General features: G+C 66.2%; 11 protein-coding genes. 5 read left to right on the top strand and 6 right to left on the bottom strand.

Annotated features, from left to right (window positions below; translation table 11 throughout):
* Positions 1–35 precede the first annotated feature (35 nt).
* A complete protein-coding gene (locus ABRP28_RS04775; protein ID WP_350003376.1) occupies positions 36–725 on the top strand; it encodes an LmeA family phospholipid-binding protein in 690 nt (229 codons plus the stop codon).
* 63 nt (positions 726–788) lie between these two features.
* Here ABRP28_RS04775 and ABRP28_RS04770 read toward each other — a convergent pair whose 3' ends face one another.
* The 4 genes from ABRP28_RS04770 to ABRP28_RS04755 all read right to left on the bottom strand — a co-directional run bounded on the left by ABRP28_RS04770 (position 789) and on the right by ABRP28_RS04755 (position 4814).
* Positions 789–1007: a hypothetical protein gene (locus ABRP28_RS04770; RefSeq protein ID WP_374152931.1), complete on the bottom strand. Its 219-nt coding sequence runs from the start codon at positions 1005–1007 to the stop codon at positions 789–791.
* Positions 1008–1155: 148 nt separating this feature from the next.
* Complete coding sequence (locus ABRP28_RS04765; RefSeq protein ID WP_350003379.1) at positions 1156–1848, bottom strand: hypothetical protein; 693 nt, start codon at positions 1846–1848, stop codon at positions 1156–1158.
* Positions 1849–2657: 809 nt separating this feature from the next.
* The gene (locus ABRP28_RS04760; protein ID WP_350003381.1) at positions 2658–3194 is read right to left on the bottom strand and encodes a hypothetical protein; all 537 of its coding nucleotides are present in this window, start codon (positions 3192–3194) and stop codon (positions 2658–2660) included.
* Between the two features lie 84 nt (positions 3195–3278).
* Entirely contained in the window at positions 3279–4814 is a 1536-nt protein-coding gene (locus tag ABRP28_RS04755) for an alkaline phosphatase (RefSeq protein WP_350003383.1), read from the bottom strand.
* 377 nt (positions 4815–5191) lie between these two features.
* Between ABRP28_RS04755 and ABRP28_RS04750 the strand changes: the two genes are divergently transcribed.
* The 4 genes from ABRP28_RS04750 (at position 5192) to ABRP28_RS04735 (ending at position 9151) form a co-directional block, all read left to right on the top strand.
* Complete coding sequence (locus ABRP28_RS04750; protein WP_350003384.1) at positions 5192–6979, top strand: multicopper oxidase; 1788 nt, start codon at positions 5192–5194, stop codon at positions 6977–6979.
* Between the two features lie 171 nt (positions 6980–7150).
* Complete coding sequence (locus ABRP28_RS04745; RefSeq protein ID WP_350003386.1) at positions 7151–7795, top strand: biotin transporter BioY; 645 nt, start codon at positions 7151–7153, stop codon at positions 7793–7795.
* A 10-nt stretch (positions 7796–7805) separates the two neighbouring features.
* A complete protein-coding gene (locus ABRP28_RS04740; RefSeq protein ID WP_350003388.1) occupies positions 7806–8531 on the top strand; it encodes an ABC transporter ATP-binding protein in 726 nt (241 codons plus the stop codon).
* Positions 8528–9151 (top strand): energy-coupling factor transporter transmembrane protein EcfT, encoded by a 624-nt coding sequence (locus ABRP28_RS04735; protein ID WP_350003390.1) that lies wholly within the window; start codon positions 8528–8530, stop codon positions 9149–9151. The genes ABRP28_RS04740 and ABRP28_RS04735 overlap by 4 nt, the downstream gene beginning before the upstream one ends.
* Before the next feature lie 14 nt (positions 9152–9165).
* Here the strand turns inward: ABRP28_RS04735 and ABRP28_RS04730 are convergent, their stop codons facing one another.
* Positions 9166–10344, bottom strand: coding sequence for a thiolase family protein (locus tag ABRP28_RS04730; RefSeq protein WP_374152930.1), 1179 nt, complete (start codon positions 10342–10344; stop codon positions 9166–9168).
* A complete protein-coding gene (locus ABRP28_RS04725; RefSeq protein ID WP_350003393.1) occupies positions 10334–11740 on the bottom strand; it encodes an AMP-binding protein in 1407 nt (468 codons plus the stop codon). Before ABRP28_RS04725 ends, ABRP28_RS04730 begins: the two co-directional genes overlap by 11 nt.
* Between the last annotated feature and the right edge of the window lie 42 nt (positions 11741–11782).

Raw genomic sequence — 11782 nt, 5'->3', positions numbered from 1 at the left:
TCCCAGCTCAGGGGGTGAGCCATCAGACTGTCCTAATGGAGTGGACTCGTGCGAAGGACTGGCTGATCGGTGCTGTTGGGATGGTCCTCGCTCTTGGGGTCGCGGCTGCAATCGCGTGGTGGATAGTGAGCGATCCGGCCAGCGGGGTTGAGGCTGCGCCTGCGCCAACCCCGACGCCGGGTGAGCGCCAGCCAGACCCTAAGCCTCCCGCAGGCCTGGGCGCGGACGAGGTGTGGCTCGGTGATGTCGCCCTCGACGCCGGGACGCTGGCGGCAGCAGGCTCGGTGCTCCATGACGTCAGGGCCATAGGGCAGGACGTGGTTACGGGACCGGACGGGATGGCCGCCGAGCGGCTCACGGTGGACGCCACCGTCCCGTTCGAGGTCGTCGCCAGCGAACTCGGTGACGGGACCGAGGTCCGCGCCGCCGGTGGCGGCCAAGTCATGGTGGTCCGCACCGTCGAGGCCTTGGGCCGCCAACTGGCCGTCACCGCTACTGGCACGGTTGAGGCCGACGCCGGCAGGCTGGTTGTCGAGCCGCGTTCGATCGACTTTGGCGGGCCGGGCTTTGTCTCCGACGCAGTCGGGGCCGTGGTGAACGGGCTCGTGACCATTGAACACGACATCGAGGGCCTGCCCGAGGGGCTCGTGCTCCAGGAGGTCACGGTCCAGGAAGACGGTTTTCGTGCCAGGCTCAGCGGCGAGAACGTCAAGCTAGGTCCGTGACGGCGGGTGGCCGGAGGATGCTCCGGCGGCTCCCTAAGGGAGTACTGCAGTGTGCAGAAAATCCTAGGTGGGCTTTTTGTTCAGCAGGTCCGGAACTTGCTGCCGCCGTCGCAGTTCCAGGAGCCCAACAGCATTGGCTCCGGTGAAGACGGCGCTGATGGTGATCAGGAGGTCCCTGGCTGTCGCAGACGCAGGGTCACTGGCCTGGGCAATCAGCGATATGGCGAGGATCAGGCCTCCGACACAGAGTCCGCCCGCGCTGGGGAAGGTCCGCTGCCGCATCGGGTCTTTCACTTGTCGGGTCCCGCCGCACGGGCGCCTTCCCTGCTCGATCTTGGAGTCATGCCCCCGACCGTAGGCCTCGCCAGCCGGCGAATCAATGCTCTTGATCAAAACCTGAGCATTTGGACCCGGGTACCGCCCCGGATGTTCATGCCTGCGCTTCGCAGCGGCCGGTGGTGAGCACACCGAAAGTGGAACCGCGTTCATTGCCGGTGCGTGCCTGCCAGTATGCGGCCCGCTCGATTGTCTCCGCACTGCCGTAGGCGGTCTTTGTGCCCGGGCCGAGCTTGATGGTGTTGTGGTGCAGGTTCAGCCCTTTGGGTGCCTTCTTGCCGCCGCTGATGTTGATGTAGCTGTCCCGGGCGCCGATGAACCGGTTCCGGGTGACCTCCACATCCATGGGCAGGTCCGTGTCATACATCAGGATGTGGGTGCCCTTGCCTTCCGTGTCCGGCCGGAGGGTGGCAGCCCACGAGTAGCCCGCGTTGCTGCAGATGTTGTGGCTGAAATTACAGCGGATGTGTCCCGAACCCGGGGTCGGTTCGCCGGCAGACCACATCTCGAAGGTCTGGTTGCAGTTCTCTACGCGGTTGTTCCGGAAGTGGATGTCAGTCCATGCCTTGACCTCCTTGGTTGCCGTCCCCTGCATGGTGAAGGCGACGTCATAGCATTCGCGGATGGTGCTGTTTTCGATAATGATGTTGGACGCGCCGATCCAGACCTCGACGCCGTTGCCGTAACGCGTTCCGTCGGAGGCGAGCTGGGATCCGCCAAGCTCCTCCAGGCGGCAGTTCCTGATGCGGATGTTCGGAGCCGCCCGTCGCAATACCGTGGGCTCCATGGCCCTCGATGTGGATGCCGTCCAGGATGCTGTGGGAGGCCGGCCGGATGCCGTCCTGCTGGACTGCGATAGCGACGCCGTCGCCCGGGGCAAAGGACGATCTAACGTACACAAAGGTCCCGTCGCTATAGAAGTCCCACTGGTTCTGCAGTGCCTCCAGGCTGTTCCGCTTCCATCCGCGGATGAGGCCTGCCACCTTCAGGAAGCCAACGTTGGTGGACGGCGCGGCGGTGTTGCCCCTGTACTGGCCGGAACGGGCGGTGATGTCCAGCTTCCATATCCCTTCAGCGTGCTGGATCCAGGCTGCTTTGCTGACCTTGTAGCCGCTGACTTTCGGCCGCGGACCGGTGCCGTAGGCGCCCACCGTGAGAACACCGGCCGTGCCTTGGAGGGAAGGCTCGTGGAGAGTGCCGAAAAATGTGTCGCCGCGCTTGAGCAGGACGGTGTCGCCGCGGCGCAGCTCCCCTTCGCGGAGCGCGGCACTGACGCGGGAGAGACTATGCCACGGGGCTGCCTCGGTGCCCGCCCCCGAGTCGGAACCAAAGACGCTTAGGTACCGGGTAGTGCTGCCCCCGCCGGCCGGGGTGTGTTCGTCCGTGAACAAAGCAGAACCCACGACGGCGGCGCCGGCGCCTTTGAGGAGTGTGCGGCGGCTTAGTGGTCCCAGAAGTGGTTGCATTGCCGGGGATGTCCTCACCGAGATTTCACCAGCGAGTTTATCCGGCGGCAGCGGGCAGGGAAACCGCCAGCGGCAACCTGCAGCACGCCTGGCCCCTGCACCCAGGCGGGTGCGGGTGCGCTATGCCGCGTTATTCGTTGACGAGGACTGGCACCCCTACTGCCGCGGACACAGCCTGGGGCTGGAACTCTGCCGGTACGGGGATGTTGAACTCTTCACCGTTGTCGGACGGTCCGGAGTGGCCATGGCCTTCACCGCCGAGATGGTGAACGAAACGGGCAGTGCCAAGGAGGTTGCCGCGTTCATCGTAGAACCCGGCCAGCACCTGAAGTTCGAGCAGGTCGCTGACATCACTGGTGACCTTGACGGATCCGGTGGCGGCCTGTCCATCGAAAGCCAGGCCTTCGAACTCAAGCCTGTCATCAAAAGCACCCTGAATCTGGAGAATTTGGCCCGGGGACGGGCGGGTTGTCCGCAGTCCTGGCAGGTCCGGTTCCCCCTCGGCTCTGGCAAGGCCGGGAAAGGTTGTTTTGGCGGCGGCAGCAGATGGGGCAACGGCCGCGGGGCCCGGAGTGGAAACGGGTCCGATGAGCACGACGGCGGTCAGCAGTAGCAGCGACGCGGCGACGAGGATCCCGAGCAGGAGGACCCGGGACTTGCGGTTCATCGTGTCCCCCTTGGGTGTGCCGCGGCAGCGGGCTGGTCCACCGCCCGGACAGCGCCGGCCAGCCGGCTGTGTCTATGGCTGTTCTCAGCGCAAAACACGCAAAGCCTGGCCCACGATGTCGAAGAAATCGGTGTTGTCCACGCTGCCCTGCAATTGTTCCGCACCCGGCCCGTGGGCATAGACGGGCACGTCGGCCCCGGTGTGGTTTCCGGAGGCATAGGACAGCCACAGACTCGCGTCCTTGGAGCCGTCCTCGACGTCGGCGGGATCGTTGGGGGTTCGGAAGGTGGCAGGGCCGAAGTTCTTTGGATCGGTGGCGCCCTCGCCGTTGATGATGCCTGTGGAGCGCTCCTCGTCTTTGAAGATTCCGCCGCTCCGCGCCGGAGTGGAGTTGTTCGCGCTGTTCCTGGAATCCACATTGGCTGGGGGCACTGCTGCTTCGGCGTTGGTGAAGGAGCCCTTTTCGATGATGTTGAACCCGCCCGTTTCGTGGTCTGCGGTGGCAATTACCAGGGTATTGCCGTCCTTTTTCGCGAAATCAAGGGCCGCGGCGACGGCGTCGTCAAAGGCCTTGACTTCATCCAGCGTTTGGGCAGCGTCGTTGTCGTGGGAGCGCTTGTCGATCAAGGCGCCTTCCACCTGCAGGTAGAAACCTTTGCCGTTTGCTTGCTCCTGGTTTAGCAGTTCGATGGCCTTCTTTGTCATCTCCTGCAAGGAGGGCTCGTCCGCCTCCGGTGCTTCAGGGTTGTCCTTCTTGGACTTTTCGAGGGTGAGGTTTCCTGTATTGAACAGGCCGAAGACCTTTTCACCGGAGGCCCCGTTCAGGTCTGCCCGTGTGGCGGCGATCTGGCTCGAGACCGAGCCCAGGATCGAGTAACCCTGCTCCTTCAGCGCCGTTTCATCCTCGGCGTCGAAGCGGGCCATGCCCCCGCCGAAGATAATGTCGGCAGTGCCGTTGCGGGCGATCTGGTCAGCGATGGGGGTTACCCGGACATCGCTGGTGGACAACTTGTCGCCGGTGACATCGGTATCCTGGCACGCGTCGGCGGAATAGTCAGGTCCCTGGCACCCTCGCGCAAGGACGTGGCTCATCTGCCCGGCAGGGGTCGCGTCCGTAATTTCTGCAGTGGAAACGTTGCCTGTCCGGTAGCCGGCCTGTTTGGCCAGCTCCATGATGGTGGGCACCACAGTGCCCTTGGCATCCACCCCGATGGCATTGTTGTATGTCTTCACGCCGGTGGCGAAGGCCGTGGCTGCGGCAGGAGACGCGGTGACCATTTCAGGCTTGAAGTCGGCCTCACCAGGCTGGCCGGAGTTCTTCTCCACGGAATAGGTACTGACAGAACCGTGGGAGGGGAGGGTTTCCATCACCAGCCTGCCCCCGGCACCGAAAAAGCGCTCCCTGGCAGCCGTGACGTGGGAGCGGCCCATGCCGTCACCCAGCAGGTAAATGACATTCTTCGCCGGTGATTGAAGGGCCGCAGGCGCCGGCCTGGTGGCGGTAAACACCGCGAAGGCGACCAGCGAGACTGCCACCATCACGCCAAGGACAATCCAGGCAATTCGGCGTGTCTTCCCGGCGGGACCGTCGGCCAGGAGTGCGGGCAGGGAATTCCCCATCAGCGGGCCCCACTCACTCGGTGGACGTCGAAGTCCGCACGGCCTTCAGCGAGGCAGGGCGCGTTTGGTCCCGGGCCAGGGCCAAACAGAACGGGTGCGGGACCTGACTGCTGGTGAATGGCGTTACATTTCCTGATCCCACCAGGCGCAACGGCGGCTACCACAGAATTCCCCCTGACGAGCTTGTTAGATCAGACGAGCTTGTTAGATCACCATAGGAAGCAGTGATGGCGGAAGGAAGGGAACGTTTCCATCCTTCCGGTTTCTTCAGCGAATCTTGAGGTGCCGGGGATGGCGGGCCCAACGGCCCTGTTCCAGATCCGGCCGGGCTCGTACGGTCGATTAGGGGACCCACCTTCGAGCGAAAAGAGCCTGCGATGCAGCTAACCCGACGCCAGCTGTTGCAGGCCGGTGCTGTAGCCGGCGCCGGCGTCCTGGTCCGTCCGGACGCCGCCCTGGCCACCCGCACAGTTGCCCGCAAGGCCGGTCCCCTGACCATGTTCTCCGAGCAACTGGCCACGCTGGCCGATTTGGGAGTCCTCGATATGCGGGCCGGCGGCGCGACCGAACTGTGGATGCGCAACGCCGAGCACAGCTTCCACAGCCAGCTTGGCCCGACGAATACGTTCACCTACCGGGCCGCGGGCGCATCGCAGACCTACCTGGGGCCCGTCATCATCGCCCAACGGGGCACCCCTTTCGCCCTCACCGTGCACAATCAGCTCGGAGCGCACCCGCTGGCTTTCGCCGTCGACCGTGAACTGGTGCCGCCCGGCAGCGACGACGCCACAGCCCCGCGCACCTCTACCCACCTGCATGGCGGCAACACCAGGGCAGGGTCCGACGGCGGCCCTGAACAGGTCTTTTCCCCCGGCAGCTCCTATACCTACCACTACGACAACAACCAGGATGCCGCCGGACTCTGGTACCACGACCATGCGCTGGGCATCACCCGTCTCAATGTCTACGCCGGGCTGGCCGGCGGCTACCTCATCCGGGACACCCCGGGCCCGTCCGGGACCGGCATCGACACCGGAGACGGAACGCACCTTCCCCCGCCCCCTTACGAGGTGCCGCTGGTCATCCAGGACCGGATGTTCAACCCCGGCGGATCCTTCGCCTACCCGCCCAATCCGGAGCTGACGGACAGCGACGGCACCCCTCGGCCCTGGGCACCGGAGTTCTTCGGGGATGTTGCGACGGTCAACGGGAAATCCTGGCCCAACCTGGACGTGGACCGGGGAAAGTACCGGTTCCGGGTCTTCAACGGCTCCAACGCCAGGTTCTACAACCTCAAGTTCCTGGCGGACGGAAACGCGCTGCCGTTCGCCCAGATCGGCACGGACGGGGGCCTCCTGGACACCCCGGCCAAACTCAACAAGCTGGTCCTGGGCCCGGGCGAGCGGGCGGACCTTGTGGTGGACTTTGCCGCCCTGCCTGCCGGCTCCAAAGTGGTTTTGGGCAACAACGCCCCCACCCCGTATCCGGACGGTCCCGTGTCGGCGAAACAGGGCGGGGTCCCCCTCCGCGACATCATGCAGTTCACGGTGCAAAGCCAGGCGGGCTACACGAAGCCGTTGCCGGCGCAGTTGCGAGCGCAGCCCATGACCAGGCTCGCGGGCCTGTCCACCGCGGCGACCCGCCAGATGACCATGGTGGAGGTTCTCAATACGGCGGGCATTCCCATCATGGCGCTGCTGAACAACCGACCGTTCCACACCGCCGACATCACCGAGGTGGAAGGCGACACGCTTGAGGAGTGGGAGCTGATCAATACAACCGTGGACGCGCATCCGATCCACCTTCATTTCACCCAGTTCCAAACCCTCAACCGCCAGCGCTTCGACGTTGGGGACTACCTTGCCGCCACCGGATACGTCGACCCTGCCACCGGGCTGGTGACCCCTGGCCAGGGCGGCACCGTTCCCGTCACGCCGTTCCTGATTGGCCGCCCTGCAGCGGCACCCGCCAACGAGCGTGGCTGGAAGGACACCGTGGTGGCGATGCCCGGCGAAGTGACCCGGATCCGTGTCCCGTTCGGGGCAGGCGCAGCAGGTGGAGCACCATTGGCCATCGGCTCATCCTTCAAGGGCGAATATGTCTGGCACTGCCACATCCTGGAACACGAAGACAACGACATGATGCAGCGCTTCGTCATCGAATAGCCGGCTCCACCACTGCACCACCCCACGCCGGCACGACAACGCACGGCTTTGTGCCCTGCATGAAGCATCCGGCAACCCGCTTAGTAGACCCCCTACAAAATACCCGCGGTTCCACCCCAGTAACGTCGGCAGTACATTAGATTCCGCTTGTACAACACCGACAGGACTCCCATGAGCAACACCGACACCGCCGTCAAGAATCCCCCCAGCGCCGGCCGCCGCCGCTGGAACGCCACCGACCTTGGCCTGATCGCGGTCTTCGCCGCCCTCGTGGCCGGCGCCGCCCTTGTCCCCGGCCTGGCCGTGAACGGATTCGGCGTCCCCATCACTTTCCAGACCCTGGCCGTGATGCTGACCGGCCTGGTGCTGGGCCCGGGACGGGCCTTCGCAGCCGTAGGGCTCTACACCCTCCTGGGACTTGCCGGGCTGCCCATCTTCAGCCAGGGCCGCAGTGGCCTGGGCATTCTTGCAGGCCCCTCAGCCGGCTACATTATTGCGTTCCCCATCGCTGCCTTCATTGTCGGCTGGCTGGCCACCATCGTGATCCGGCAGACCACCAAGGCCAGGGCGCTCTGGTTCTTCGTCTCCGCCGCCGTCACCAGTGCCGTGGTGGTGCACTCCCTCGGCATACTGGGGATCGCGCTGAACACCAAGGCCACCCTGGGGCAGGCTTTCCTGAGCGACCTCGTGTTCTACCCGGGTGACATGGTGAAGAACATCCTGGCAGCCGTCATCGCCGTGGCCCTCCACCGCGCCTTCCCGGACATCCTGGTGCGCCGTGTCCGGCGCAGTGCCGCCCAGCCCGCCAAGGCCTAAGGGACCCGCCATGCCCGCCGTAGCCTTTGACCACGTAACGGTTGCCGTGGAAACGGACAGCAAACCGGAACCCAAAGTCCTGCTCGACGCCATAAGCCTGCAGCTCACCGAACAGCGGATCGGTGTCATCGGTGCCAACGGCTCCGGCAAGTCCACCCTGCTCCGCCTGGTCAACGGGCTCGTCCAGCCAACGGCAGGCCAGGTCACGGTGGACGGCCAGGACACGGTCCGCGACGTCCGGGCGGTGCGCCGGAACGTGGGTTTTGTCTTCACCGATCCCCTGTCCCAGCTGGTGATGCCCACTGGCCGGGAGGATGTGGAGCTGTCCCTGCGCCGCTCCATCCGCAACGGAACGGAGCGGCGGAGGGCAGCCGACGCGGCACTGGACCGGCTGGGCCTGCTGGAACTGGCGGACCAGAGCATCTACGAACTGTCCGGCGGGGAACGGCAGCTGATGGCCCTGGCCGCAGTGCTCGCCGTGAATCCCTCCGTGCTGGTCCTCGATGAGCCGTCCACCCTTTTGGACCTCCGCAACCGCGAACTCCTCCGCAGGACTCTGGCCGGACTCGACCAGCAGATCATCATGTCCACCCATGACCTTGGGCTGGCACTGGAGATGGACAGGGTGCTGGTCATCGAACAGGGAGAGGTAGTGTTCGACGGCGGCGCGGCAGCCGCCGTCGACCACTACCGGATACTCTGCACTGACGGCCTCCCGGCTGGGGAACCGCGGTGAGGGGCCACGGCTTCCTGCTGGCCAACTACGTGCCGGGACACTCCCTCATCCACCGGGCACCGCTGGCGCTGAAGTTCCTGCTGGTCTTCGGCTGCGGCCTGGCCTCGTTCATCGTGGTGGACTGGCGGGTGTCGCTGGCCGTGTTGGGCGGGCTCTGCTGCCTGTTCCTGCTGACGGGCGCCGGATTGAAGAAGCTCTGGGCCGCCGTCCGCCCGCTCGCCGCCGTGCTGCTGGTTATCGGCGTGTTCCAGTGGTGGATGCTGGGAGCACCCACGGCCGCGCGCATTGTCCTGAACATCCTGGTCTGCGTGGTGGCAGCCTCCCTGCTCACCGCCACCACCCCCGTACAGCGGCTCCTTGACGGAGTGGTCAGCGCAGCCGGCCCCTTCAAACGGTTTGGCGCCGACCCCGAGCGGTTTGCCCTGACCATCGCCATCATGCTGCGCAGCATCCCCTACATCGCCGGCACCTTCGCCGACGTCCGGGACTCCGCCCGGGCAAGGGGCCTGGAACGCAATCCGCGCGCCCTGATCCTGCCTGTCTTCATCACGTCGGTGGCATTCGCCCGCCAGACGGGCGAGGCGCTCGCCGCCCGCGGCCTCGGCGAAGCGGAAGACTGAGCCCCGGGAAGGGTTCAAAGCCGCTGGTATTCCAGCAGCGCCGCAGTTCCCATGCCGCCGGCGCTGCTGATCATGGCCAGCGCAAGGCTGCCCGGGGTTCCGGACCGGCGTGCCTGGGCCAGCAGCCGGGTCACCAAGACTGCCCCGGACGCGCCGTAAGCATGGCCCAGGGCCAGCGCGCCGCCGTCGAGATTGGCCCGTTCAGCGTCAATCCCCACCTGGTCAAGGCAGGCAAGCGTCTGCGATGCGAAAGCCTCATTGAATTCCACCAGGTCCACCTGGTCCGCCGGGACCCCCGCGGCTGACAGCACGTCCCGCGCCGCGGCGGCCGCACCGACGCCCAGCAGTTCCGGGGCCACTCCCGCAGTGCCGCTGCCCAGCACCAGGAACCCGTCGCCCGCCCCTAATTGCCTCGCACGTTGCAGGGACGTGACGACGACGGCGGATGCGGCGTCGGCGTCGAAGCAGGAGTTCCCTGCGGTGACAGTTCCCCCGTCCACAAAGGCCGCCGGGAACCGCGCCAGGACCGCGGCGGTCAGTCCCCGCCTGGGACCATCGTCCGCGCCGGCAGTCCCGGCGTCCGTGTCCAACGGAACCAGTTCGCCGTCGAACACTCCTGCGTCCCTGGCCGCCAATGCCAGCCGGTGGCTGCGCAGCGCGAATGCGTCTTGCCGTTCCCTGCCCACGCCAAACTCCCGCGCCACGTTTTCCGCGGCCACTCCCATGTCCGGATCGCCGAAGCTGTCCGGCACAAACTGTGCCCGGGCGTAAAACTCCGGGCCGCCGTCGCCGTTCCTGTACGCGCGCAAAGGCGCTGTGCTGGTGCTCTCCACCCCTCCGGCGAGGTACAGCGGGTTTCCGCCCGCTGCCACCAGCCGCGACGCCAGGACCACCGCGTCGAGCCCGGAGCCGCATTGGCGGTCCACCGTAATCCCCGGAACGTTGACGGGCAGTCCCGCCGCCAGCAGGGCCAGGCGGGCAACGTTTCCCCCGCCGCCCACGGCATTGCCGATCACGACATCGGCCACGCTGCCAGGTTCCACCCCCGTTCCAGCCAGGAGTCCACGGAGCACGGGCGCGAGCAGCTCGTGGGCCCGCAGGCTCCGGAGCGCACCGTTGGTGCGGCACACCGGGGTCCGGAGGGCGGCAATGATGACGGGCTGCCGGTCCGGAGGGAGCATCTCAGCTGTCAAGGCTGCGTACCCTGCGGTCCCGGGACCTGATCCAGTCCAGCAGCAGGCTGCGGCTGACTTTGCCCCGGTCCGTGGTGGGCAGGTCGCTCAGCAGGTAATACTGGAGGGGGCGTTTGTCCCGGGCAAGGATGTCCTCAAGGCCGGTACGAAGCTGGGTGGCAGTTATTCCACCATGGGATGCAACAATGCCGGCCACAACCCGTTCACCGCGCAGGTCGTCGGGCATCCCGGCCGCGACGGCGGCGGACACACCGGGTACCGCTGACAGTGCCAGCTCCACCTCATGCGGATAGACGTTCTTGCCTGAGGTGAGGATCATGTCCGCGCGGCGGCCCAGGATGTGCAGTTCCCCGCCGGCCAGGTACCCCTGGTCCCCCACAGTGAACCAGCCGCCATAGGACTTCAGCGCCTCCCCGTCGTCACCCCAGAGATAACCGTTGCTCACCATGGCGCTGCGGACGCAGATGTTTCCGGGTTCCCTGTCTGGCAGCGGCAGCCCTTCGTCATCGAGGATCCGCACGTCGACACCCGGGAACGCCCGGCCGATCCCGGTTTCGCCGAGCACGGCCGGCTGGCTCGCGGCCAGCCCCGCCCCCGAGACGAAACTCAGTTCGGAAGCACCGTAGTACTCGAAGATGGTGGCGTTCGGAGCCCAGCGGCGGGCTGCCTCAAGGGTCCTCACGTCGAGCTTCGAGCCGGCACAGATAATGGTCCGCACGCCGGAAGCGTCGACGCATCCGGTCAGGCCGCGCTCGCTGAGCATCCGCAGCATGGTGGGCACCAGGACCAGCCGGGTGACCCGGTCGTGGGTGATGGCGGCATGGACGTCGCCCACATCAAAGCTTTCGAGGGTCTGGAACTCCGAACCGGCGTAGAGGCATTCGGCCAGGGCGTACAGGTTGAGGCTGGCGGCGAGGGGGCCCGGGGCCAGGGTCACATCGTCCGCGCGGAGCCCGAAGAATTCGATGGAGGCCTCAAAGGATTCCTGCCAGGACCGCCGGGACCGCGTGAAGGCTTTCGGGATGGAGGTGGTGCCGGAGGTGAGGCCTATCAGGAAGGTGGACCCGGGATCGCCGTCTGCGAGCTCATCATCCGGGGATACCGCTGCTGGCTGCGCGCACGCCTCCACGCGCCGCTTCATGTCCTCCTGCAGCGGGCCCGGCCACGAGGGGTCCAGGACGGCGCATTGCCGTCCTCTGGCCAGTGCCGCCGCAAATTTTGCCGCAAAGTGGACCGAGTTGGCTTCGCACAGGGAGGTCACGGACTTGGTGTGGGGCACCAGCGCCGCAGCGGAATCCCGGAGCTCCGCCCAGGAGAGGCGGCGTCCGGCAATCACGACGGCGGTGTCGTGGGGCCGTTCCCCGGCCCAGCGCTGGATTCTGTTCAGGAAAGGCATCGGATCAACTTTACCGGCCGGCACCGGTTGATCTCCGGGTCC

It is taken from the genome of Pseudarthrobacter sp. WHRI 8279 (assembly GCF_040224115.2).
In the GTDB taxonomy this organism is placed as follows: domain Bacteria; phylum Actinomycetota; class Actinomycetes; order Actinomycetales; family Micrococcaceae; genus Arthrobacter.
Note: the sequence above shows the minus strand (reverse complement) of the source record. Positions and strands in the feature narration are given on the sequence as shown.

Coding starts and splice junctions, on each gene's coding strand:
- ABRP28_RS04775 (WP_350003376.1), top strand. CDS start 36: ATGGAGTGGACTCGTGCGAAGGACTGGCTGATCGGTGCTGTTGGGATG.
- ABRP28_RS04770 (WP_374152931.1), bottom strand. CDS start 1,007: ATGCGGCAGCGGACCTTCCCCAGCGCGGGCGGACTCTGTGTCGGAGGC.
- ABRP28_RS04765 (WP_350003379.1), bottom strand. CDS start 1,848: ATGGAGCCCACGGTATTGCGACGGGCGGCTCCGAACATCCGCATCAGG.
- ABRP28_RS04760 (WP_350003381.1), bottom strand. CDS start 3,194: ATGAACCGCAAGTCCCGGGTCCTCCTGCTCGGGATCCTCGTCGCCGCG.
- ABRP28_RS04755 (WP_350003383.1), bottom strand. CDS start 4,814: ATGGGGAATTCCCTGCCCGCACTCCTGGCCGACGGTCCCGCCGGGAAG.
- ABRP28_RS04750 (WP_350003384.1), top strand. CDS start 5,192: ATGCAGCTAACCCGACGCCAGCTGTTGCAGGCCGGTGCTGTAGCCGGC.
- ABRP28_RS04745 (WP_350003386.1), top strand. CDS start 7,151: ATGAGCAACACCGACACCGCCGTCAAGAATCCCCCCAGCGCCGGCCGC.
- ABRP28_RS04740 (WP_350003388.1), top strand. CDS start 7,806: ATGCCCGCCGTAGCCTTTGACCACGTAACGGTTGCCGTGGAAACGGAC.
- ABRP28_RS04725 (WP_350003393.1), bottom strand. CDS start 11,740: ATGCCTTTCCTGAACAGAATCCAGCGCTGGGCCGGGGAACGGCCCCAC.